This is a genomic window from Krasilnikoviella flava, assembly GCF_900167525.1.
GTDB classification, from domain to species: domain Bacteria; phylum Actinomycetota; class Actinomycetes; order Actinomycetales; family Cellulomonadaceae; genus Isoptericola; species Isoptericola flavus.
This window is the reverse complement of the sequence record NZ_FUZQ01000002.1, coordinates 654,781-676,394: the sequence shown is the minus strand read 5'-3', so window position 1 is coordinate 676,394 and position 21,614 is coordinate 654,781. Positions and strand designations below refer to the sequence as shown.

The following is a 21,614-nucleotide window of genomic DNA, read 5'->3' as shown; positions in this document are numbered from 1 at the left end:
CGATCGTTCGTCGGGCCAGGATCGTCCGGCCCGTCACCGACGGAAGCCTAGCCACCGGCACCCGCGCCGAGAACCGCTGGCGACGAACCCGCAGGAGTCGTTATCGAAGCGGTATCGACGCCCGGCCGCCGCAACACACCGGACACTTTCCGGCGTCTCACGGTTGCAGCGCGAAACGTCCCAGCAATCGGGCACCGACGGCGATCGACCGCTCGTCCACGACGAGGTCGCCCTGGTGGATGTCGTAGCGCCGCGCCCCCGGGGTCCCGGTGCCGAGACGGGCCATCGCCCCTGGCACCTTGGTGAGGTACCAGGCGAAGTCCTCGCCACCGAGCGACTGCTCCGTGAGCACCACGCCGTCGGGGCCGAGCACCGCCGTGCCCGCGGCCTCGAGCGCGGCCGTCACGGCCGCGTCGTTGTCCACCGGCGGGACGCCGCGCGCGTGCCGCACGGTGACGTCCACCTCGTACGGCGCCACGACCTGCTCCACCGCGTCGTGCAGCACCTGCCCGGCCCGCTCCCACGCACGCACGTCGAGGCAGCGCAGCGTGCCGGCGACCGTGCCCGTGGCCGGGATCGCGTTGTGCACGTTGCCCGCGTGCACGGCCCCCCACGTGAGGTTCACCCCCGAGCGCGGGTCCAGCCGGCGGCCCAGCACGGCCGGCACCTGGGTGATGACCTGGCCCAGGGCGTACACGACGTCGCCCGTGAGGTGCGGGCGGGAGGTGTGGCCGCCCGAGGACGACAGGGTGACCGTGACGCTGTCGGAGGCCGAGGTGATCGGCCCGATGCGGGTGCCGATCTGCCCGACGTCCAGCTTGGGCTCGCAGTGCACCGCAGCGATGCGGTCGACGCCGTCGAGCGCGCCCTGGGCGACGACGTCGTGCGCGCCGCCGGGCATGATCTCCTCGGCCGGCTGGAACACCAGGCGGACGCCGCGCTCGAGCAGCCCCTCGTCGTGCAGCGCGGCGAGCGCCAGGCCGGCGCCCAGGACGACGGTCGTGTGCACGTCGTGGCCGCAGGCGTGCGCGACGCCCGGCACCACCGAGCGGAACGGCAGCCCGCACGAGTCGTCGAGCGGCAGGGCGTCGATGTCCGCGCGCAGCGCGACCCGGCCCAGCCCGTCGGGCGACCGCGCGGGGCCGACGTCGCACACCAGGCCCGTGCCCTCGAGCAGCCGCGGCTCGAGGCCGGCGGCACGCAGCCGGTCGGCGACGAGGCCCGTGGTGCGCACCTCCTGCCGGCCGAGCTCGGGGTGCGCGTGCACGTCGCGGCGGATCTCGACGAGCTCGGCCTCGAGCCCCGCGACGATCTCGTCGAGCCGCGCGCCCGCGGCCTCGCGGGCGCTCACAGGACGTCCTCGCGGCCGTGCGCGCGCATCGCGTCGACCATGTCCTTGACCTGCTGCGCACGGGCGCGGGTGGTCACGAGCAGGGCGTCGGGGGTGTCCACCACGACCACGTCGTCGATGCCGAGGAGCGCCACCACCCGGTCCCCGCCGGGCACGACGACCGACCCCGCGGACTGCACCCGCACCACGTCGGCAGGGTCGCCCAGCACCTTGGAGCCGCCGTCGTCGTCCGAGGGCAGGAGCGCGGCGAGCGAGTTGAAGTCGCCGACGTCGTCCCAGCCGAAGGTGCCGGGGACGACGGCGACGCCGCCCTCCGCCGCCACAGGTTCCGCGACGGCGTGGTCGATCGCGATCTTCTCCAGGCCGGGCCACACCCGCGCGACCACCGCGGCGCGGTCCGGGGTGTCCCAGGCCGCGGCGATCTCCCGCAGCCCGGCGTGCAGGGCCGGGCGCTGCGCGGCCAGGTGCCCGAGAAGCACGGAGCTGCGGGCGACGAAGATGCCGGCGTTCCAGCGGTACTCGCCCGACGCCACGTACTCGCGGGCGGTCGCGGCGTCGGGCTTCTCGGTGAAGCCCCGCGCGTGCAGCGCGCTCGGGGCACCCTCGACGCCCAGCGGGTCGCCGCTGCGCACGTAGCCGAACGCCACTGACGGGCGGGACGCGGCGATGCCGATGGTCGCGACGTACCCGGCGCGGGCGGCAGCGACCGCCTCGCGCACCGCCGCGTCGAACGCCGCGGCTCCCGACACCACCTGGTCCGCCGCGAAGGAGCCGACGACGACGTCCCCGTGCCGCTGCTCGAGCACCGCGGCCGCCAGCCCGATGGCGGCCATCGAGTCGCGCGGGGACGGCTCCGCGAGCACGGCGTCGCCGCCGAGGCCCGGCAGCTGCTCCCGCGCGGCGGCGACGTGCTGCTCGCCGGTCACGAGGACGACCCCCTCGTCGCCCGCGAGCGGCCGCAGGCGGTCCACCGTGCCCTGCAGCAGCGTGCGCCCGGCGCCCGTGAGGTCGTGCAGGAACTTCGGCGCACCCGCGCGGGACAGGGGCCACAGGCGGGTGCCGGCGCCCCCGGCGGGGATCACGGCGTAGAACCCGGGGACCGGTGATCGGGAGGGGGGCGCCGCGATGCTCATGTCCGCAGCATAGGCGTGCTGACGGCCGGGCCGCCGACGACGTCAACCCTGTGGAATAGGTCACGAAACACCCCGGCCCGTCCCGGTTTGCCGGACCTCGTGTGCCATCAGACGACGGGATGTCACTACAGTGACCGTGAACGGAATCCCCACAGAATCCGCCAACGGAGGCTCCCCCCGTGCCTACAGCACCTGCTGGCACGCTCTACCGCGGCCGTGAAGGCATGTGGTCCTGGGTCGCGCATCGCGTGACCGGCGTGCTCATCTTCTTCTTCCTCCTCGTGCACATCCTGGACACGGCGCTCGTCCGGGTCTCGCCCGAGGCCTACAACGCCGTCATCGGCACGTACCAGACGCCGATCATGGGACTCGGGGAGGCCGGCCTGGTCGCCGCGATCGTCTTCCACGCGTTCAACGGCGTCCGCGTGATCCTGGTCGACTTCTGGGCCAAGGGCCCGAAGTACCAGAAGGCCATGCTCTGGATCGTCGTCGGCCTGTTCGTCGTGACCATGGCCGGCTTCCTGCCGCGGCACCTGATGAACGTCTTCGGAGGTGGGCACTGATGGCCCAGGCCCAGACCCCGTCCGCGATCGCGGCCCCCCGGTCCCCCTACGCCCGCCGCAAGACGACCCGTGGCAACTTCGAGCTGTACAGCTGGGTGTTCATGCGGGCGTCCGGCGTCGTGCTGCTCGTGCTCGTCTTCGGGCACCTGTTCGTCAACCTCATGGTGGGCGAGGGCGTGCACGCGATCGACTTCGCCTTCGTCGGCGGCAAGTGGTCCAGCCCGTTCTGGCAGGTCTGGGACCTGCTGATGCTCTGGCTCGCGATGTTCCACGGCACCAACGGCGTGCGCACCGTGGTCAACGACTACGCCCAGCGCGACTCCACGCGCGGCGTGCTCAAGTCGCTCCTGTACCTGGCGTCCGCGATCGTCGTCATCCTCGGCACCCTCGTGATCTTCACGTTCAACCCCTGCCCGCCGGGCGCCCCGGCCGAGCTCCTGCCGTCGATCTGCTTCCCGAACTAAGGACTGGCACCCCCCGATGCAGACACATCAGTACGACGTCGTCATCGTCGGCGCAGGCGGCGCCGGCATGCGCGCGGCGCTCGAGGCCTCCGGCGAGGCCCGCACCGCGGTGATCTCGAAGCTCTACCCCACCCGCTCCCACACCGGTGCCGCCCAGGGCGGCATGGCGGCGGCCCTCGCGAACGTCGAGGAGGACAACTGGGAGTGGCACACGTTCGACACCGTCAAGGGCGGTGACTACCTGGTCGACCAGGACGCGGCGGAGATCCTCGCCAAGGAGGCCATCGACTCGGTCCTCGACCTGGAGAAGATGGGCCTGCCGTTCAACCGCACGCCCGAGGGCCGGATCGACCAGCGCCGGTTCGGCGGCCACACCCGCGAGCACGGCCAGGCCGCCGTGCGACGCGCCTGCTACGCCGCGGACCGCACCGGCCACATGATCCTGCAGACGCTCTACCAGAACTGCGTGAAGCAGAACGTCGAGTTCTACAACGAGTTCTACGTGCTGGACCTGCTGACGGACCACGACCTCACCACCGAGCAGATCGAGGACGGCGCCGAGGTCAACGCGACCGGCGTCGTGGCCTACGACCTGGCCAGCGGTGAGATCCACGTGTTCCAGGCGAAGGCGATCATCTTCGCGACCGGCGGCGCCGGCAAGATCTTCAAGACCACCTCGAACGCGCACACGCTCACGGGCGACGGCATGGCGCTGGCGTACCGCCGCGGCCTGCCGCTGGAGGACATGGAGTTCTTCCAGTTCCACCCGACAGGTCTCGCCGGCCTCGGCATCCTCCTGTCGGAGGCGGCGCGCGGCGAGGGCGGCATCCTGCGCAACTCCGAGGGCGAGCGCTTCATGGAGCGCTACGCCCCCACCATCAAGGACCTCGCGCCGCGCGACATCGTCGCCCGCTCGATGGCCAACGAGGTGCGCGAGGGCCGCGGCGCCGGCCCGAACAAGGACTACGTGCTGCTCGACCTCACGCATCTGGAGCCCGCGCACATCGACGCGAAGCTCCCGGACATCACCGAGTTCGCGCGCACCTACCTCGGCATCGAGCCGTACACCGAGCCGGTGCCCGTGTACCCCACGGCGCACTACGCGATGGGCGGCGTGCCGACCAACATCCAGGGCGAGGTGCTGCGCGACAGCCACAACGTCGTCAAGGGCCTGTACGCGGCCGGCGAGGTCGCGTGCGTCTCCGTGCACGGCTCCAACCGCCTCGGCACCAACTCGCTGCTGGACATCAACGTCTTCGGCAAGCGCGCCGGCCGCTCGGCCGCCGCGTACGCGAAGGCGGCGGGCCCGCACCGGGACCTCCCCGAGAACCCGACCGTCCGCGTCGAGGCGCAGCTCGCCGAGATGCGCGACCGTCCCGACGGCGAGCGCGTCGCCGACGTCCGCAAGGCGCTGCAGGAGACCATGGACGCGAACGCCCAGGTGTTCCGCACCGGCGACTCGCTGAACGAGGCGCTCGCGACGATCCGCGAGCTGCAGAAGCGCTACCGGAACGTCTCGGTGCAGGACAAGGGCAAGCTGTTCAACACCGACCTCCTCGAGGCCATCGAGCTCGGATTCCTGCTCGACATCGCCGAGGTCACCGTCGTCGCGGCGATCAACCGCAAGGAGTCGCGCGGCGGGCACTACCGCGAGGACTACCCGGACCGGGACGACTCCAACTACATGCTGCACACGATGGCGTACCGCCGCCCGACGTCGGCTTCCGACGCCGCCGACGGGCACGTCGCGGGCTACTTCGACCACGTCGAGGACTTCGGGGACTACAAGGTCGTCCTCGGGTCCAAGCCCGTCACCCAGACGCGCTACGAGCCGATGGAGCGGAAGTACTGATGACTGCTGTTCTCGAGAACCCCGCGACCGAGTCGCCGAAGCCCGAGGTGGGCGCCGTCCCCTCGTTCGAGGTCACGCTGCGCATCCGGCGCTACAACCCGGAGTCGGAGCACGGCGAGGAGTCGACCTGGGACGAATTCACGGTCACCGCGCACGGCACCGACCGCGTCCTGGACGCCCTGCACATGATCAAGTGGGAGCAGGACGGGTCGCTGACCTTCCGCCGATCCTGCGCCCATGGTGTGTGCGGCTCCGACGCGATGCGGATCAACGGCCGCAACCGGCTCGCCTGCAAGACGCTCCTCAAGGACGTCAACCCGGACAAGCCGATCACCGTCGAGCCCATCAAGGGCCTGCCCGTGGTCAAGGACCTCGTGGTCGACATGGAGCCGTTCTTCGCCTCCTACCGCGAGATCATGCCGTTCCTCATCACCTCGGGGAACGAACCGACGCGCGAGCGCCTGCAGTCCGCCGAGGACCGCGAGCGCTTCGACGACACCACCAAGTGCATCCTGTGCGCCGCGTGCACGTCGTCGTGCCCCGTGTTCTGGACCGACGGGCAGTACTTCGGCCCCGCCGCGATCGTCAACGCGCACCGGTTCATCTTCGACAGCCGCGACGAGGGCGCCACGCAGCGCCTCGAGATCCTCAACGACAAGGAGGGCGTGTGGCGCTGCCGCACGACCTTCAACTGCACCGAGGCCTGCCCGCGCGGCATCGAGGTCACCAAGGCGATCCAGGAGGTCAAGCGCGCGATGATCACGCGCGCGTTCTGACCCCGCGCCCCACCTTGCGGACGCTGGACATCCGCATGGCATAGGAGCCCCGTCGTACCCCGCGTACGACGGGGCTCCACGGCTTTCCGGAGCCCTGCCCCCGCCGCACGACACGCTCGATCTCCGCCGCGTCCCGCATGGCCGCGACCTCCGCCTCCGCGTGCGCGATCTCGTCCAGCCGGGGCGGGTCGTAGACCCACGCGCACACGAGCAGCAGCACCCGGGCCACGAAGTTCACCAGCACCAGCACGGTCACGAGGCCCGCGAACGCCGCCAGCAGCGCGTTGCGCGAGGCTCCCGCCGCCACGACGGAGGTGCCCAGCCAGCGCAGCGCCCCCGCGACCACCCCGGCGGCGAGACAGCCGAGCACGAAGTCCCGCGTCCGGCGCGGTCGGACCCGGGCGACGACACGCACGATCAGATACACCAGGAGCGCGTCGAGCAGGATCCCGACGGCAGCCGTGCCGATCGCGGTGATCTGGGCAACCACGAACGACCCGCCGAACAGGTCCTCGACCCTGCCGCTCACGGCCTGCGAGACGATGCTTGCCGCGGCGGACGCCACGATCATCCCGCCGAGGATGACGAAGCCGAGCAGCTCCCAGATCCTCGACAGCACGGGGCTGACGCCCACGACGGGCTGGTCGAACATCGACCGCACCGAGATCCGCAGGGCGCGCATGAACCCGATGGCGGTCCAGAGGAACACCACGGTGGCCGTCACGCTGTACCAGGTGATCACGCTGGGCAGCACCAGCTGGGACGGCTGGATGACGTACTTCTCGCCCTCGCCCACGAGTCCCGGGAGCCACGTGTTGATCTGCTTGAAGACCTCGTCCTGCAGCTCCTGCCGCCCGGAGAGCGTGCGCGAGAAGACCGTGAACCCGATCGTCAGCGCCGCGAAGAGCGAGAAGATCGCCGTGTAGGCGATGCCGCCGCACAGCAGGGCGCCGCGGCGGTCGACATACCAGTACCAGGACCGCACCGGCCGCAGGCTCTTGAACCACTCGTAGACGGTCAGGGACCGCTCCCTGACACGCTCGAGTCGGTCGTTCACAGACGCGACCCTAGGGAGCGGAGTGCTCCCCCGCGAGCCGGAACGAACGCTGCGGGCGCCACACCCCGTCGTCGCCGTGCTCGTACTGCCACAGGCGGTCGACCTCGAAGACGCCGTCGAAGTCCGCCATCTCCACGAAGGCGCGGTCCAGGTCGGCCTCGGTGACCTCGTGCGCGACCGTGACGTGCGGGTGGTAGTTGAAGCGCAGCTCCTGGGCCAGCACCCCGGACCGGGCGGCGGTCTCAAGCTGCTCGCACTCCGCGATGCCCTCGGCGAGGGACACGAACACCACCGGCGAGATCGGTCGGAACGTGCCGGCCCCGCGCAGGTGCACGCGGAACGCGGCGGTCTCCGACGCCACCTTCTCCAGGTGCTCGGCCACCGCGTCGAGGAGCGACCCGTCGACCACCGTCGGTCCGATCACGGTGATGTGCGGCGGGATGGCGTGCGCCAGCGGGTCGCCGAGGCGGGCTCGCGCTTCCTGGAGACGGCTCCCGTACGGCTCAGGCACCGCGATGGCGACGCCGATGCGCACCTGGGCCGGGCCACGGTCGGGGAGGTTCACCGAGCGCCTCGGGGCAGCAGGCCGAAGCGGTCGTAGACGCGGTCGAGCACCGGGCGGGCGATGTCCCGCGCGCGCTCCGCGCCGTCGGCCAGCACCTTGTCGAGCTGCGCCGGGTCGGACAGGTAGGTCTGTGCGCGCGCCTGGAACGGCTCGAGGAACGCGACGACGGCGTCGGCCAGGTCCACCTTGAGGTACCCGTAGCCGCGGCCGTCGTACTCGGCGGCGATCTCGTCGACCCCGCGGCCGGTGACGGCCGAGAAGATCGTGAGCAAGTTGGAGATGCCGGGCTTGGCCGCGGGGTCGTAGCGCACGCCGTACGTCTCGTCGGCGTCGGTGACGGCCGCCTTGATCGCCTTGACGGCCTTCTTCGGGTCCTCGAGCAGCCAGACGACGCCCTTGCCGCCGGCGTTCGACTTGCTCATCTTGGCGGTGGGCTCCTGCAGGTCCTGGATCTTCGCCACGGCCTTGACGATGTGCGCCTCGGGGACGACGGCGGTGCCCTCGCCGAACCGGGCGTTGAGCCGCTCCGCCAGGTCACGGGTGAGCTCCAGGTGCTGGCGCTGGTCCTCGCCCACGGGCACGAGCGCCGTGTCGTAGAGCAGGATGTCCGCGGCCATCAGCACCGGGTACGTGAAGAGGCCCACCGTCGTGCCCTCGGAGCCCTGCTTGGCGGACTTGTCCTTGAACTGCGTCATGCGGCCGGCCTCGCCGAAGCCCGTCTGGCAGCTCAGCAGCCAGGCCAGCTCCGCGTGCTCGGCCACGTGCGACTGCACGAACAGGATCGAGCGCTCCGGGTCGATGCCGCCGGCGAGGTACTGAGCGGCCGTGCGACGGGTGCGCTCTCGCAGCGCCGCCGGGTCCGGGTTCACCGTCAGGGCGTGCAGGTCGACGACGCAGTACAGCGCCTCGTGCCCCTCCTGGAGCGCCACCCACTGGGCCAGGGCGCCCAGGTAGTTCCCGAGGTGCAGCGACCCGTCGGTCGGCTGCATGCCGGAGAAGATGCGCGGGAGCCCCGACGCGGACGCTCCGCGCTGCGGGGATGGTGAGGTGGCGACGTCGGGCATGGCGTCCATTGTGGCAGGTTGCCGGGGCGGGTCGGAAACCGTCTCGGAGACGCGCTGCGTCAGGTCGCCTCGTCGTCGAACGGGGCGGGCACCGCGACGCGCGGCTGGTCGGAGGTGCTCGTGGCGGCAGGGGTCGCGGCCCCTCCCGCAGCAGCCGCCGCGGCGGTGCTCCGCGCGGGCGCGGGCTCCTCGTCGTCGTCCATCAGGGCCTCGCGCACGATGCGGCGCGGGTCGTACTGGCGCGGGTCGAGCTTGGACCAGTCGACGTCCTTGAACTCCGGCCCGAGCTCCGTATCCACGCGCGCCTTGGTGTCCTGCAGCATGCGCTTGCCGCGCTTCACGAGCGAGGCCAGCTGGGCCGCATACCCGGGGAGGCGCTCGGGCCCGATGAGCAGGACGGCGAGCACCACGATGATGAGGAGCTCACCGCCGTTGATGTCGAACACGGCAGCAGCCTAGCGGTCGCGGGCGGGCCCGCGGACTCCGTCCGGAAAACCGGACGGCGCGATCACCCGCTCTCTCGCTCCTGGAGCACGACGCGCACGTCCCGCTCCTCGCCGTCGGTCCGCACCCGCAGGGTCACCGCGTCGCCCGGCTGACGGGCGCGGATCGCCACGATGAGGGCGTCGCTGACCGTCACGGGTCGTCCGTCGATCGCCAGGATGACGTCGCCGGGGCGGATGCCGGCCCGGTCGGCCGGACCGTCCGGCGTCACGGCCGGCTGGCCCTGCTGCGGAGCCGACGAGACCTGCACGCCCTCACCCGAGTACGACGTGTCGAGCAGCGCCCCGATCACCGGGTACGTCGCGTGCCCCGACTCGATGAGCTGCTCGGCCGTGTGCCGCGCCTGGGAGGCGGGGATCGCGAAGCCCAGCCCGATGCTGCCGGTCGCGGACATCGCCCCCGGGGGCTGCGCGATGGCCGAGTTGATCCCGACCACCTCGCCGTCCACGTCGATCAGCGGCCCCCCGGAGTTCCCCGGGTTGATCGCGGCGTCCGTCTGGATCGCGTCGATGAACGCCGTGGCCGCTCCGCCCCCGGACTCGTCCCCGGCCTGGACCGGGCGGTGCAGCGCGCTGACGATGCCGGTCGTCACGGTGGACTCCAGGCCCAGCGGCGCGCCGACGGCGAGCACCGGGTCGCCGACCACCACGGCGTCCGAGTCGCCGAGGACCAGGGGCTCCAGCCCGTCGGCGTCCACCTTCACGACGGCGAGGTCGTAGTCCGCGGTGCGGCCCACCACCTCCGCGTCCCGCTTCCGGCCGTCGGCGAACGTCACCACGGCCGAGCCGCCGGACGCCGTGGCCGGGGCGACCACGTGGTTGTTCGTGAGGATGTACCCGTCCTCGCGCAGCACGAAGCCCGAGCCGCTCGAGACCCCGTCGGCCCCTTCCACCTGGATCGAGACCACGCTCGGCAGCACGTCGGCGGCGAGGGCCGCCACCGAACCGTCGGGCCGGTCCGCGCCGGCGGAGGCACCGGCCGTCGTCCCTCGCTCGCCGGCGCCACGGTCTTCCGCGCCCGACGTCGGGAGCGCCGCGTCCTCGGGTCGCCCGTCGCCGAGCGCGTCCGACACCCGGTCTCCGGCGAACCCGCCCACGGCGCCCGCCACCAGTGCGAGCGCCACGACCGCAGCCGCCCCGGGACGCCGTCGCCGCGGCGCGTGCGCCGCCGCGGTCGACGGGGCCGCCGGCGGGATACCCGACCCGGGTGGCACGGACGGCACTGACGGCGCGGGCGTCGCGTCGTCGGACTGCGGCGCGGACAGCGTGGCCGGGAACAGCGGCGCGGGCGAGGCCGCGGCGAACGGTTCCGGCTCGGGTGCGCGCGCCGGCGGCTCGGGCGGCGCGAACAGGTCGTCGGCGGGACGGGACGGTTCAGTCATCGGCGCCAGAGGGCTCCTGTCATCGTGGTCCAACCCCGGGAGATCACGTGCAGCACACCGGCGTCGTCGCCCGCGGCGCTCCCCGGGAACGCCGCCACCAGCTCGGCGAGCGCCTCCGGCTCGACGTCGGTGGCCACGTCGACCACCGTGTCGCCCGACTGCCAGGCCACGTGCCACGGGTCGGCGGAGAGCACCCGCACGTCGTGGTCGCCGACGACGAACCCGCCGGACGACCCGCGCGCGGGCTCGGCGACCGCGGTCTCCAGGTCGGCGAGCCGTCCCTGGCGCAGGCAGGCGACGGCGGTGCCGTCCGGTCCGGACAGGTCCAGCTCCACCCCGGCGGCGTCCGCCCCGTCGGCGTCGTCGCAGCCGTCGGTGCGCAGCGCGGTGACGGCGTACCCGTCGGGCAGCGCGGCGGGCACGGACCAGCCGTGGTCGGCCAGCCAGGCGAGGGCGTCGTCGGTAGCCGCACGGCCGGCGGCCACGTCCGGGGCCCCCGGCTCCGCGTCGGCCAGCAGGGCGAGCGCCGCGACGCGCGACGGGTCCGGGCTCACCACCGGGGCCTGCCCCAGGACGAACAGCGCCACGCCGAGCACGCCGACGCCACCGGCCCCCGCGGCGACGAGCCGCCGGGTGCGCTGCCACCGCCGGGCGCCGAGGTCGCCGGAGAGCGTCGGCTCCCACGCCTGCGGACGCTCCCAGCCCGCGGAGCGCCCGCGGTCGCGCAGCGGGTCCCCCGTCGTCGAGGGGATGGAGGCCGACAGCGCGAGGAGACGGTTCGTGAGCTCGGGGTCGGGCGCGACGTCGCACGCCGCGGCGAGTGCGCGGTGCGCGTCCCGCGCGGCGTCGAGCTCGGCCGCGCACCGGGCGCAGCCCGCGACATGGGCCAGCGCACGCTCGGTCGACGCGGCGTCCAGCTGGCCGTCGGCGAGGTCGCTCACCCAGGGACCGAGGTGGCCTCCCCCGGCGTATCCCGTCACGACGCAGCCCCGTCGCTCGCGCCCCGCGCCGTCACCTCCGCGCGACGGTGCTCCAGCGCGTCACGGAGCTGCGCGCGAGCCCGGTGGATGCGGGAGCGGACCGTGCCGAGCTTGATCCCCAGCGTGACGGCGATCTCCTCGTAGCTCAGACCCTCGATGTCGCACAGCACGACAGCCGCGCGGTACTCAGGGCGCAGGGCGTCCAGGGCGGCCTGCACGTCGTGGTCGAGGTTGGCGTGCTCGAAGCCGCGCTCGGGGCGCCCGTGATCCTCCGGAGCGGCGACGCGCGCGGCGTCGTCGCCCATCGCCTCCATGCGGATGCGCTTGCGCCGCCGTACCTGGTCGAGGAAGAGGTTGGTCGTGATGCGGTGCAGCCAGCCCTCGAACGTGCCGGGCGTGTAGCTGGACAAGGAGCGGAAGACGCGCAGGAACGTCTCCTGCGTGAGGTCCTCGGCGTCCTGGCGGTTCCCGCTGAGCCGGTAGGCCAGGCGGTACACGCGCGCCGAGTGCTCGCGCACGATCGCGTCCCACGACGGGGGCGTCCAGGCGGCGGCGTCGGGCACGCTCGGGGCCGCCTCGACACGGGCCTCGGGCGCGTCCGGCGCGGGAACAGGGTGGGTCGTCATCATCACCATCGTCCCACGGCAACGTCCGGGCACGCCGCGACGTTCCCGCGTACGATCACCGCAGCATCACCCGCGCCGGCCGCCCGCCGGCGACCCCGCCGTGGAGGACCGCCATCAGCACCGACGTCGACGCCCGCAGCGGTCGCACCGCAGCCTGGGCCTACAGCGAGGCCTTCGTCCCCGAGGACGAGGTGCTGCTGCGTGCCCGAGAGCGCGCGGCCGAGCTCGGCTGCCAGGCCTCCTCCCCCGGGACGGGGGCCCTGCTGCAGGTCGTGGCCGCGTCGCTCGGCGCGCGGGCCGTCGTCGAGGTCGGCACCGGAACCGGCGTCGCCGCCCTCTGGCTGCTGCGCGGGATGCCGGCCGACGGCGTCCTCACGACGATCGACGCCGAGCTGGAGCACCAGCGCGCCGCCAAGCGCGCGTTCGCCGAGGCGGGGATCCCGCCGGCCCGCACCCGGACCATCCCCGGTCGTCCGGCCGACGTGCTGCCCCGGCTCACCGACGGCGCCTACGACCTCGTGCTCGTGGGGTCCGACCCGCACGCCTACCCCGAGTACGTGGAGGCCGGGCTGCGGCTGCTGCGGCCGGGTGGTGTGCTCGCGGTCGACGGCGCCCTGCACGGCGGGCGCGTGCCCGACCCGGCGCGACGCGACGAGGTGACCACCGTCGTGCGCGACGTCGGCCGGTCGCTGCGTGCCGACGAGCGCGTGCTGTCCGCCCTGGCGCCCTCCGGGGACGGGCTGCTGCTCGCGGTGCGGCGCTGAGCGACCCGCCCTGACACGCGACGAGCGCGGGGCGCCTGCCCCGCGCTCGTCGCGTGTCTTTCGTCGTCCGTCGTCAGGAGACGACGGCCTGGAGTGCCTCGCCCAGCTCGGTCGCCTCGGTGGCGTTCAGCTCCACGACCAGACGGCCGCCACCCTCGAGCGGGACCCGCATGACGATGCCGCGTCCTTCCTTGGTGACCTCCAGCGGCCCGTCGCCCGTCCGCGGCTTCATCGCAGCCATCTGTGGCTCTCCATTCCGTTGTCCGGTTCCTCGGCCTCGCCTCCGCCCGCGGCCCACCGGTCGGCGGGAGCGGGTCGAGGCGCGCTCCACCATTCTAGTTCAGAACCCGCCCCCAACTTCCACACCCCGGACGTCAGCGGCCGACAGGCGAGACCGGGGAGCATCAGGCCAGACCACGCAGGGCGGCGCGTGGCGGGGCCTCGTCGCGGACGGCGGCGACCAGGTCGAGCACCCGCCGGGTGGCGACGACGTCGTGCGCCCGGAAGACGCTCGCCCCCTGCCAGGCGGCCAGAGCCGTCGCGGCGAGGGTTCCCTCGAGCCGGTCGTCGGGGCCGAGCCCCAGCGTCTCCCCCACGAAGTCCTTGCGGCTCAGCGCCATGAGCAAGGGATGCCCCAGCCCGGCGAGCGCCTGGGTGCGGCGCAGCAGGTGCAACGACTGCCACGTGTTCTTGCCGAAGTCGTGCGTGGGGTCCACCAGCACCGACCGCGGCGGCACGCCGCACGCGACGGCCCGCGCGGCGGACGCCCGCAGCGTCGCGACGACGTCGTCCAGGACGCCGTCGCGCGGGTCGGCGGGCTGCGACCCGCCCGCACCGGGCAGGTCACCGGGCGGGTACTCGACGCGGTAGGGGTCGGTGCGCGGCACGGCGCCGCCCGTGTGGGAGCACACGACGCCGACGCCGGCCGCCCCGGCCACCTCGACCAGCTCGGGGTCGTGCCCCGCCCACGTGTCGTTCACCAGGTCCGCCCCCGCGGCGACGACCTCCCGGGCGACGCGGGCGCGCCACGTGTCGACGGACACCAGCAGGTCCGGCAGTTCCTCGCGCACCCGCGCGACGAACGGGACCACCCGGCCGATCTCCTCGGCCTCGTCGACCTCCGGGCCGACGCCTGCCCGCACCCCGCCGACGTCGAGGATCTGCGCGCCGTCGGACCACGCCTGGTGCGCCGCGGCGAGCGCCGCGCCCTCGTCCGGCCGGCGCGCCGGGGCGTAGAACGAGTCGGTGGTGCGGTTGACGATCGCCATGACCACGGGACGCAGCACGCCATCCGTCCCGCGGCCGACCTCGCGCCCACGCAGCACCAGGGACGTCCCCGCCGGAGGCACCCCGGGCGCGGACGGGTCGAGGTCCGTCACGAGCCGTCGGCCGCCGTGCCCGCCGCGTCCTGCTGGTCCTCCACGAGCTCGTCCAGCGCCTCCCGCTCCGAGGCGGCGAGCGCGCGGCCGCGCTCGATGACGTACGCCACGGCCTCGGCCGGCGAGTCGGTGATGTGGAGCAGGTCGAGGTCGGCGCGGCCGATCATGCCGCGGTCCGCCACCGCGGTGCGCAGCCACTCGAGCAGGCCGCCCCAGTAGTCGGAGCCGACCAGGACGATCGGGAACTCCGTCACCTTGTGCGTCTGCACGAGGGTGAGGGCCTCGAACAGCTCGTCGAACGTGCCGAAGCCTCCCGGCAGGACGATGAAGCCCTGCGCGTACTTGACGAACATCGTCTTGCGGGCGAAGAAGTAGCGGAAGTTCACGCCCAGGTTCACGAACTCGTTCATGCCCTGCTCGAAGGGCAGCTCGATGCCGAGCCCGATCGAGGTACCGCCCGCCTGGTGCGCACCGTTGTTCGCCGCCTCCATGATCCCCGGGCCGCCGCCGGTCATGACCGCGTACCCGGCATCCGCCAGCAGCCGGCCCACCTCGACGGCCTGCGCGTAGTCGGGATGGTCGCCCCGCGTGCGCGCCGAGCCGAAGACGGACACGGCGGGCCCCACCTCGGCGAGGGCGCCGAAGCCCTCGACGAACTCGGACTGGATGCGCATCACGCGCCACGGGTCGGAGTGCACCCAGTCGGAGTCGCCGCCGGCGGCGAGGAGCCGCTGGTCGGTGGTCTGGGCGGGGATCTCCTTGCCCCGCAGCAGCACCGGCCCCTTGCGGTAGCCGCGGCCCTTCTCCGGCACCCCGTCGTCGCCACGGTCGCCTGCTCCTGGACCTCCGGGGGTCGTCGTCGTTCGCGTCATGCCACGAGCCTAAGCGTCCGGTGCCTGCGCGGCCCGCGACCCTGCCGCGCCGAGCAGCCAGGCCCGCAGGGCGTCGCGGCCGGTCGCGAGCCGCGCGACGGGCAGGCGCTCGTCGTCCTTGTGCGCCAGCACCGGGTCCCCCGGCCCGAAGTTCACCGCCGGGACACCGAGCTCGGCGAACCGCGCCACGTCGGTCCAGCCGTACTTGGGCCGCGGCTCGGTGCCGGTGGCGGCGTGCACCGCTGCGGCGAAGTCGGCCACCAGCGGGTCGTCGAGCCCGGGGCGCGCGCCCGGCGCCGCGTCCGTGACGACCACCTCGAAGCCCTCGAAGAGCTCGCGCACGTGGGCCTCCGCCTCCGCCACGCCCTGCGACGGCGCGAAGCGGTAGTTCACGGTGACCGTGCACGCGTCGGGCACGACGTTGCCCGCGATCCCCCCGCGGATGCCGACGGCGCCCAGGCTCTCGCGGTAGACCAGCCCGTCGACCTCGACCTCCCGCGCCTCGTACGCGGCGAGGCGCGCGAGCACCGGCGCGGCCGCGTGGATCGCGTTCACCCCGGACCAGGCGCGCGCCGAGTGCGCGGCCACGCCGTGGGTGCGCACCTCGATGCGCAGCGTCCCGTTGCAGCCGCCCTCGATGCCGTTGTTGCTGGACTCGCCGAGGATCGCGAAGTCCCCCGCGAGCGCCTCGGGGTGGTGGCGCACGAGGCGGCCCAGCCCGCTGAGCGACGCCTCGACCTCCTCGTGGTCGTAGAACACGTACGTGAGGTCGTGGGCGGGCTCGCGGCCCGGGCGACCCAGCTCGACGGCGAGCGCCAGCATGATCGCCACGCCGCCCTTCATGTCCACCGTGCCGCGGCCCCACATCTCGACCGTGCCGTCGGGGGCGGTCTCGAGTCGCGTCGGGAGGTTCGGCGGGTCCGTCAGCGGCACCGTGTCGAGGTGCCCGGCGAGCACCACCCGCCGGTCGCGACCCAGGCGCGTGCGGGCGACGAGGGAGTCGCCGTCGCGCAGCACCTCCAGGTGCGGCTGCGCCCGCAGCACGCGCTCGACGGCGTCCGCGAGCGCCGCCTCGTCACCGGAGACCGACGGGACGTCGCACACCGCCGCGAGCAGGTCCACGAGGTCGGACGACGCGATCGTCGCGGGGTCGAGGAGGGCACCGAGGAGGGGGTCCGGCGAAGGGGCTGTGCGTTCCGTGGTCACGCGCACCATCGTGGCAGACACCCCGACTACGCTGGTCCGCATGACGACGCCTGCCACCTCCCGCCCCGCCTGGGGCCTCGGTCTCGCCACGGTCGCCGACGACGGCACCACGCTCGACGTCTGGTACCCCGCCCCCGTCCTGGGCGCGCCGCCGGAGTCCGACGTCGACATCCCGGCCGAGCTCGACGCCCTCACGGAGCGGGACGACGCGCGGCGGGTGGACGTCGTCGTCGTGCGCACGGTGATCGACCTGGACGCCGCCCCGCAGGACACCGCCGACGCCTACCTGCGCCTGCACCTGCTCTCGCACCGGCTGGTCCAGCCGCACGGCCTCAACCTGGACGGCCTGTTCGGCGTGCTGACCAACGTGGCGTGGACGTCGCACGGCCCGTGCGCCGTGGAGGGCTTCGAGGCCACCCGCCTGCGCCTGCGCGCCGACACCGGGCGCGCCGTCACCGTGTACGGGATCGACAAGTTCCCCCGCATGGTCGACTACGTGCTGCCCGCCGGCGTGCGCATCGCCGACGCCGACCGCGTGCGCCTCGGCGCGCACCTCGCGTCCGGCACCACCGTCATGCACGAGGGCTTCGTGAACTTCAACGCCGGCACGCTCGGCGCGTCGATGGTCGAGGGCCGGATCTCCGCCGGCGTCGTCGTCGGCGACGGGTCGGACGTGGGCGGCGGGGCCTCGATCATGGGCACGCTGTCCGGGGGCGGCAAGGAGGTCATCCGCGTGGGCGAGCGGTCGCTGCTCGGCGCGAACGCCGGCCTCGGCATCCCGCTGGGCGACGACTGCGTGGTGGAGGCCGGCCTGTACCTCACCGCCGGCACCAAGGTCACGGTGCTCGGCGAGATGGGCGCGGACGGCGACCCGCTGGTGGTCAAGGCCCGCGACCTGGCCGGTCGCGACAACCTGCTGTTCCGGCGCAACTCGCGCACCGGCACGGTCGAGGTGCTGGAGCGGGGCGGCGTGGGCATCGAGCTCAACGCCGCGCTGCACGCCAACTGAGGATGTCCGGACGCCGACGCCGACGGCGGGCGACCGGCGCGGCCCTCGCCGCGGTCCTCGTCGTCGGCGCCGGCGCCACGGCCGGCGTCGTCTGGTTCCTCGACCGGGTCGACACGCCCTCGGTCCAGCGGTGCGCCGCGGAGCTCGACGGCACGTCGTGGTACCTCACGCCGGACCAGGCCCAGAACGCGGCTCTCGTCGTCGGGACGACGGTGCAGCGCGGGCTGCCCGGCCGGGCGGCCACCATCGGGCTCGCGACCGCCCTGCAGGAGTCGCGGCTGATCAACATCGACTACGGCGACCGGGACTCCGTCGGGCTGTTCCAGCAGCGGCCGTCGCAGGGCTGGGGCACCGTGGACGAGATCATGGACCCGGTCTACTCGACGGGGAAGTTCTACGACGGTCTCGTCGAGGTCGAGGGCTACGAGGAACTAGAGGTCACCGTGGCCGCGCAGGCCGTGCAGCGCTCCGCCTTCCCGGAGGCGTACGCCCAGCACGAGACGCGGTCGCGGGCGTGGGCGTCGGCGCTCACCGGCCATTCCCCCGGGGCGATCACCTGCGAGCTCCCGCCGTCGGAGTCGGAAGCCGCCCCCGCCGGGTCCACCGCCCGCGACGTGCTGGTCGAGCGTGCGGCGCGCGATCTCGGGCTGCCCGGCGACGCCCTGCGTGCCGACGCCGGCGACGAGGCCACGAACGCCGTCGTCGTCGACGCGACCGCCCTGCCGCTCGCGGGCGAGCTCGCCACCTGGGCCGTGGCCCACTGGGCGGTGGCGACGGCCTCCGTGACCGGGGCCGAGGAGGTGCGCGCGGGCGCGCGGACGTGGTCGCGGGAGCACGGCACGTGGTCCGTCGTGGACGACGACGCCGACCGCCGGCCCGAGGGCCAGGTCGCGATCGTCCTGCAGTGATCGCCCTGGCCGCGGGCCGACGGTCGGCGGCGGTGGTGGTGGAGCTGGTGCCTCAGCGCTGCGCGAGCGGCACGTAGTCCCGCTCGGTCGGGCCGGTGTAGACCTGCCGTGGGCGGCCGATCTTGGTCTGCGGGTCGTTCATCATCTCGCGCCACTGGGCGATCCAGCCGGGCATCCGGCCGAGCGCGAACAGCGGCGTGAACATGGCCGGGGAGAAGCCCATGGCCTTGTAGATCAGACCCGTGTAGAAGTCGACGTTCGGGTAGAGCTTGCGCTCGACGAAGTAGTCGTCCGACAGCGCGATCTCCTCGAGCCCGCGCGCGATGTCGAGCAGCTCGTCCTTGGCGCCGAGCTGGTCGAGCACGGCGTCCGCGTGCTTCTTGACGATCGCGGCGCGCGGGTCGTAGCTCTTGTAGACACGGTGCCCGAAGCCCATGAGGCGGACGCCGGCCTCCTTGTTCTTGACCTTCTTCATGAAGGTCTCGACGGAGTCGTCGCCGCTGCGGATGCTCTCGAGCATGGTCAGCACGGCCTCGTTGGCGCCGCCGTGCGACGGGCCCGAGAGCGCGTTGATGCCGGCGGCGACGGACGCGTACAGGGTCGCGTTCGACGAGCCGACGATGCGCACGGTGGACGTGGAGCAGTTCTGCTCGTGGTCGGCGTGCAGGATGAGGAGCTTGTCCATGGCGGACACGAGCACCGGGTCGGACTCCCACTGCTCGTACGGCCGGGAGAACGTCATGCGCAGGAAGTCGTCCACGTACCCGCGGGCGTAGTCCGGGTACATGAGCGGCTCGTCGCGCGTCGCGCGGTGCAGGTACGACGTGATGGTGCGGATCTTGGCGAGGATCAGCACGGTGGCGAGCTCGACGGCCTCCGGGTCGTGCGGGTCCAGCGACTCGGGGTAGTACGTCGCGAGCGCATTGACCGCCGAGGCCAGGATCGACATCGGGTGGCCGCCGCGCGGGAACGACGACAGGAAGGCGCGGAAGCCCTCGGGCACCAGCGTGTGGCGGTTGACCCGCTCCTCGAACGCGGCGAGCTCCGTCGGCGAGGGCAGCTCGCCGTGGATGAGCAGGTAGGCCACCTCGAGGAAGGTGGACGAGTCCGCGAGCTGCTCGATCGGGTACCCGCGGTAGCGCAGGATCCCCTGGTCGCCGTCGATGTACGTGATCTCCGACTGGCAGGACGCGGTGTTGGTGAAGCCGGGGTCGACCGTGACGAGGCCGGTGTCCCTGAGCAGGGACGACACGACGATGCCGTCGTTGCCCTCCGTGGCCGGGACGACGGGCAGCTGGCGGGCGGTGCCGTCGACGACGAGCTCCACCGTGGCGGCGTCGCCCGTGGTGCCTGCGGCAGGCGTGGTGGACGTCATGACTTCCTTCCGTGACGGGCCGGCCGACTCCCGACGACGGGACCGGTGGGCGCGTGACTCGTGACTCTGGGACGGGGGCGGCCCGGGGCACGCCGGCCGTGGCATCCTCCAGGGCTACCTCGGCCTGCGGTCGAACCTACATCCGAACACCAAGGTGATCCAATCCCCTGCCCTGCGGCAGCCATCCAGGCCGTCACGCGGTGGTGATGCGCGCCACAGCCTCCGCCACGGAATCGTCGGGTGCGGTGAGCGCCACTCGGACGTGCCGCCGGCCCGCGACGCCGTAGAACTCCCCCGGCCCGACCAGGATCCCCCGGCGGGCGAACCACGCCGCGAGGTCGCGCGACGACGCCCCGACCTGCGGCCCCGGCCCGGTGGCGCCCTCCGGCGCTCCCTCCGCGGGGCGCCCCCACAGGTAGAGGCCGGCCTCGGACCCGTCCACGACGAACCCCGCCGCCTCGAGCGCGCCGGACAGCGCGTCGCGGCGGCGGCGGTAGACCTCCCGCTGCGCCGTGACGTGGGTGTCGTCACCCAGCGCCGCGGTCATCGCGGCCTGGACGGGCGCGGGCACGATCATGCCGAGGTGCTTGCGCGTGGCCAGCAGCCCCGCCACCAGCGCGGGGTCGCCGGCGACGAACGCGGCGCGGTACCCGGCCATGTTGGACTGCTTGGACAGCGAGTAGGCCACGAGCAGCCCCGCCGGGTCGCCGCCCGTGACGCGCGGGTCGAGCAGGCTCGGCACCCGCGAGACGCCGTCCGGACCCACCCAGGCGTCGGCCCACGGCAGCTCCGCGTAGCACTCGTCGCCGACGACGACGGCGCCGATCTCCCGGGCCGCCTCCACGACACGGCGCAGGTGCGCGACGTCGGCGACCTCCCCCGTCGGGTTGCCCGGCGAGTTGACCCACACGAGCCGCACGTCGCGACGGCCGGCCCAGGCATCGACGTCGTCCGTGGCCAGCGGCATCGCGCCGGCCAGGCGCGCCCCCACGTCGTACGTCGGGTACGCGACCGCGGGGTGCACGACGACGTCGCCCGGCCCCAGGCGCAGCAGCGACGGCAGCAGGCCGACCAGCTCCTTGGAGCCGACGGTGGGCAGCACGGCGGCCGGGTCGAGACCAGGCACCCCGCGGCGGCGGGCGAACCAGGCCACCACGGCCTCCCGGAGCCCGGGGGTGCCATGCGTCAGCGGGTAGCCGTGGGCGTCCGACGCCGCGGAGAGCGCCTCGCGGACGACCCGCGGGGTCGGGTCGACGGGCGTGCCGATCGACAGGTCGACGACGCCGCCGGGGTGGGCGCGGGCGGTCGCCCGCACGTCCTCGAGCGTGTCCCAGGGATAGGGCAGGCCGTCGAGGTCCGCGAAGCCCATCAGGCCTGCGGCGGCAGGGCGGAGATCATGGGGTCGTCCTTCTCGATGAGCCCCATCTTCGCGGCGCCGCCGGGCGAGCCGAGGTCGTCGAAGAACTCGACGTTCGCGCGGTAGTAGTCCTTCCACTGCTCGGGGACGTCGTCCTCGTAGTAGATGGCCTCGACCGGGCACACCGGCTCGCACGCACCGCAGTCGACACACTCGTCCGGGTGGATGTACAGCGACCGCGAGCCCTCGTAGATGCAGTCCACGGGACACTCCTCGATGCACGCCTTGTCCTTGACGTCGACGCACGGCTGAGCGATCACGTAGGTCACTGCGGGCTACCTTCCAGGTGACGAGGACGCGGGCCCGACGGGCGGGCTGCGGGTCTCGATGCTTCTTCGGCGACACGGGCGCGGGCGCGAGGCCCGCGC

General features: G+C 73.5%; 23 protein-coding genes. 7 read left to right on the top strand and 16 right to left on the bottom strand.

Going from position 1 to position 21,614, the window contains the following annotated elements; translation table 11 throughout:
* Positions 1-157: 157 nt before the first annotated feature.
* On the bottom strand, positions 158-1,351 hold the full coding sequence (locus B5Y66_RS07750; RefSeq protein WP_079573070.1) for an amidohydrolase: 1,194 nt from the start codon (positions 1,349-1,351) through the stop codon (positions 158-160).
* Entirely contained in the window at positions 1,348-2,484 is a 1,137-nt protein-coding gene (locus tag B5Y66_RS07745) for a mannose-1-phosphate guanylyltransferase (protein WP_079573067.1), read from the bottom strand. The genes B5Y66_RS07750 and B5Y66_RS07745 overlap by 4 nt, the downstream gene beginning before the upstream one ends.
* Before the next feature lie 179 nt (positions 2,485-2,663).
* Between B5Y66_RS07745 and sdhC the strand changes: the two genes are divergently transcribed.
* Genes sdhC through B5Y66_RS07725 form a run of 4 tightly spaced genes read left to right on the top strand, consistent with a single transcriptional unit; the run spans position 2,664 to position 6,139 of the window.
* Positions 2,664-3,047, top strand: coding sequence for a succinate dehydrogenase, cytochrome b556 subunit (gene sdhC / locus B5Y66_RS07740; protein WP_079573065.1), 384 nt, complete (start codon positions 2,664-2,666; stop codon positions 3,045-3,047).
* Positions 3,047-3,511, top strand: a complete 465-nt coding sequence (locus B5Y66_RS07735; RefSeq protein WP_079573063.1) for a succinate dehydrogenase hydrophobic membrane anchor subunit — start codon at positions 3,047-3,049, stop codon at positions 3,509-3,511. The genes sdhC and B5Y66_RS07735 overlap by 1 nt, the downstream gene beginning before the upstream one ends.
* A gap of 16 nt (positions 3,512-3,527) precedes the next feature.
* On the top strand, positions 3,528-5,363 hold the full coding sequence (gene sdhA, locus B5Y66_RS07730) for a succinate dehydrogenase flavoprotein subunit (protein WP_079573061.1): 1,836 nt from the start codon (positions 3,528-3,530) through the stop codon (positions 5,361-5,363).
* On the top strand, positions 5,363-6,139 hold the full coding sequence (locus tag B5Y66_RS07725; RefSeq protein WP_079573059.1) for a succinate dehydrogenase iron-sulfur subunit: 777 nt from the start codon (positions 5,363-5,365) through the stop codon (positions 6,137-6,139). The genes sdhA and B5Y66_RS07725 overlap by 1 nt, the downstream gene beginning before the upstream one ends.
* On the opposite strand, the gene B5Y66_RS07720 is transcribed toward B5Y66_RS07725, so the two are convergent.
* From B5Y66_RS07720 to sigE, 7 genes are all read right to left on the bottom strand, one after another.
* Positions 6,123-7,196, bottom strand: a complete 1,074-nt coding sequence (locus B5Y66_RS07720; protein WP_079573057.1) for a YihY/virulence factor BrkB family protein — start codon at positions 7,194-7,196, stop codon at positions 6,123-6,125. The genes B5Y66_RS07725 and B5Y66_RS07720 overlap by 17 nt on opposite strands.
* Before the next feature lie 10 nt (positions 7,197-7,206).
* On the bottom strand, positions 7,207-7,761 hold the full coding sequence (locus B5Y66_RS07715) for a 2'-5' RNA ligase family protein (protein ID WP_079573055.1): 555 nt from the start codon (positions 7,759-7,761) through the stop codon (positions 7,207-7,209).
* On the bottom strand, positions 7,758-8,825 hold the full coding sequence (trpS, locus tag B5Y66_RS07710; protein WP_079573053.1) for a tryptophan--tRNA ligase: 1,068 nt from the start codon (positions 8,823-8,825) through the stop codon (positions 7,758-7,760). Before trpS ends, B5Y66_RS07715 begins: the two co-directional genes overlap by 4 nt.
* A 59-nt stretch (positions 8,826-8,884) precedes the next feature.
* Positions 8,885-9,271 carry a Sec-independent protein translocase family protein gene (locus B5Y66_RS07705; protein ID WP_079573051.1) on the bottom strand — a complete coding sequence of 129 codons (387 nt, stop codon included), beginning with the start codon at positions 9,269-9,271 and terminating at the stop codon, positions 8,885-8,887.
* A gap of 62 nt (positions 9,272-9,333) precedes the next feature.
* On the bottom strand, positions 9,334-10,710 hold the full coding sequence (locus tag B5Y66_RS07700; protein WP_079573049.1) for a S1C family serine protease: 1,377 nt from the start codon (positions 10,708-10,710) through the stop codon (positions 9,334-9,336).
* Positions 10,707-11,651, bottom strand: a complete 945-nt coding sequence (locus tag B5Y66_RS07695; protein ID WP_176168809.1) for a zf-HC2 domain-containing protein — start codon at positions 11,649-11,651, stop codon at positions 10,707-10,709. The genes B5Y66_RS07700 and B5Y66_RS07695 overlap by 4 nt, the downstream gene beginning before the upstream one ends.
* 35 nt (positions 11,652-11,686) lie before the next feature.
* Positions 11,687-12,316, bottom strand: a complete 630-nt coding sequence (gene sigE / locus B5Y66_RS07690) for an RNA polymerase sigma factor SigE (RefSeq protein WP_079573314.1) — start codon at positions 12,314-12,316, stop codon at positions 11,687-11,689.
* Between the two features lie 191 nt (positions 12,317-12,507).
* Between sigE and B5Y66_RS07685 the strand changes: the two genes are divergently transcribed.
* Positions 12,508-13,080: an O-methyltransferase gene (locus B5Y66_RS07685; RefSeq protein ID WP_281251992.1), complete on the top strand. Its 573-nt coding sequence runs from the start codon at positions 12,508-12,510 to the stop codon at positions 13,078-13,080.
* Between the two features lie 73 nt (positions 13,081-13,153).
* On the opposite strand, the gene B5Y66_RS07680 is transcribed toward B5Y66_RS07685, so the two are convergent.
* From B5Y66_RS07680 to dapE, 4 genes are all read right to left on the bottom strand, one after another.
* Positions 13,154-13,321 carry a DUF3117 domain-containing protein gene (locus B5Y66_RS07680; RefSeq protein ID WP_079573043.1) on the bottom strand — a complete coding sequence of 56 codons (168 nt, stop codon included), beginning with the start codon at positions 13,319-13,321 and terminating at the stop codon, positions 13,154-13,156.
* A gap of 163 nt (positions 13,322-13,484) precedes the next feature.
* Entirely contained in the window at positions 13,485-14,459 is a 975-nt protein-coding gene (folP, locus tag B5Y66_RS07675) for a dihydropteroate synthase (protein WP_079573041.1), read from the bottom strand.
* Positions 14,456-15,331, bottom strand: a complete 876-nt coding sequence (locus B5Y66_RS07670) for an LOG family protein (RefSeq protein WP_079573039.1) — start codon at positions 15,329-15,331, stop codon at positions 14,456-14,458. The genes folP and B5Y66_RS07670 overlap by 4 nt, the downstream gene beginning before the upstream one ends.
* 9 nt (positions 15,332-15,340) lie before the next feature.
* Positions 15,341-16,546, bottom strand: a complete 1,206-nt coding sequence (gene dapE, locus B5Y66_RS07665) for a succinyl-diaminopimelate desuccinylase (protein ID WP_079573037.1) — start codon at positions 16,544-16,546, stop codon at positions 15,341-15,343.
* A gap of 31 nt (positions 16,547-16,577) precedes the next feature.
* Between dapE and dapD the strand changes: the two genes are divergently transcribed.
* Positions 16,578-17,546: a 2,3,4,5-tetrahydropyridine-2,6-dicarboxylate N-succinyltransferase gene (gene dapD, locus B5Y66_RS07660; RefSeq protein WP_079573035.1), complete on the top strand. Its 969-nt coding sequence runs from the start codon at positions 16,578-16,580 to the stop codon at positions 17,544-17,546.
* A gap of 2 nt (positions 17,547-17,548) precedes the next feature.
* Positions 17,549-18,454 carry a hypothetical protein gene (locus tag B5Y66_RS07655; RefSeq protein WP_079573033.1) on the top strand — a complete coding sequence of 302 codons (906 nt, stop codon included), beginning with the start codon at positions 17,549-17,551 and terminating at the stop codon, positions 18,452-18,454.
* Between the two features lie 52 nt (positions 18,455-18,506).
* Here B5Y66_RS07655 and B5Y66_RS07650 read toward each other — a convergent pair whose 3' ends face one another.
* The 3 genes from B5Y66_RS07650 to fdxA all read right to left on the bottom strand — a co-directional run bounded on the left by B5Y66_RS07650 (position 18,507) and on the right by fdxA (position 21,515).
* Positions 18,507-19,829 (bottom strand): citrate synthase, encoded by a 1,323-nt coding sequence (locus B5Y66_RS07650; protein ID WP_079573031.1) that lies wholly within the window; start codon positions 19,827-19,829, stop codon positions 18,507-18,509.
* A 193-nt stretch (positions 19,830-20,022) separates the two neighbouring features.
* Positions 20,023-21,198 carry a succinyldiaminopimelate transaminase gene (dapC, locus tag B5Y66_RS07645; protein ID WP_079573029.1) on the bottom strand — a complete coding sequence of 392 codons (1,176 nt, stop codon included), beginning with the start codon at positions 21,196-21,198 and terminating at the stop codon, positions 20,023-20,025.
* The gene (fdxA, locus tag B5Y66_RS07640) at positions 21,198-21,515 is read right to left on the bottom strand and encodes a ferredoxin (RefSeq protein WP_079573027.1); all 318 of its coding nucleotides are present in this window, start codon (positions 21,513-21,515) and stop codon (positions 21,198-21,200) included. The genes dapC and fdxA overlap by 1 nt, the downstream gene beginning before the upstream one ends.
* Positions 21,516-21,614: the final 99 nt, after the last annotated feature.

Coding starts and splice junctions, on each gene's coding strand:
- B5Y66_RS07650 (WP_079573031.1), bottom strand. CDS start 19,829: ATGACGTCCACCACGCCTGCCGCAGGCACCACGGGCGACGCCGCCACG.
- dapD (WP_079573035.1), top strand. CDS start 16,578: ATGACGACGCCTGCCACCTCCCGCCCCGCCTGGGGCCTCGGTCTCGCC.
- B5Y66_RS07745 (WP_079573067.1), bottom strand. CDS start 2,484: ATGAGCATCGCGGCGCCCCCCTCCCGATCACCGGTCCCCGGGTTCTAC.
- B5Y66_RS07670 (WP_079573039.1), bottom strand. CDS start 15,331: ATGACGCGAACGACGACGACCCCCGGAGGTCCAGGAGCAGGCGACCGT.
- trpS (WP_079573053.1), bottom strand. CDS start 8,825: ATGCCCGACGTCGCCACCTCACCATCCCCGCAGCGCGGAGCGTCCGCG.
- B5Y66_RS07725 (WP_079573059.1), top strand. CDS start 5,363: ATGACTGCTGTTCTCGAGAACCCCGCGACCGAGTCGCCGAAGCCCGAG.
- B5Y66_RS07680 (WP_079573043.1), bottom strand. CDS start 13,321: ATGGCTGCGATGAAGCCGCGGACGGGCGACGGGCCGCTGGAGGTCACC.
- dapC (WP_079573029.1), bottom strand. CDS start 21,198: ATGGGCTTCGCGGACCTCGACGGCCTGCCCTATCCCTGGGACACGCTC.
- dapE (WP_079573037.1), bottom strand. CDS start 16,546: ATGGTGCGCGTGACCACGGAACGCACAGCCCCTTCGCCGGACCCCCTC.
- sdhA (WP_079573061.1), top strand. CDS start 3,528: ATGCAGACACATCAGTACGACGTCGTCATCGTCGGCGCAGGCGGCGCC.
- B5Y66_RS07735 (WP_079573063.1), top strand. CDS start 3,047: ATGGCCCAGGCCCAGACCCCGTCCGCGATCGCGGCCCCCCGGTCCCCC.
- B5Y66_RS07700 (WP_079573049.1), bottom strand. CDS start 10,710: ATGACTGAACCGTCCCGTCCCGCCGACGACCTGTTCGCGCCGCCCGAG.
- B5Y66_RS07655 (WP_079573033.1), top strand. CDS start 17,549: ATGTCCGGACGCCGACGCCGACGGCGGGCGACCGGCGCGGCCCTCGCC.
- sigE (WP_079573314.1), bottom strand. CDS start 12,316: ATGACGACCCACCCTGTTCCCGCGCCGGACGCGCCCGAGGCCCGTGTC.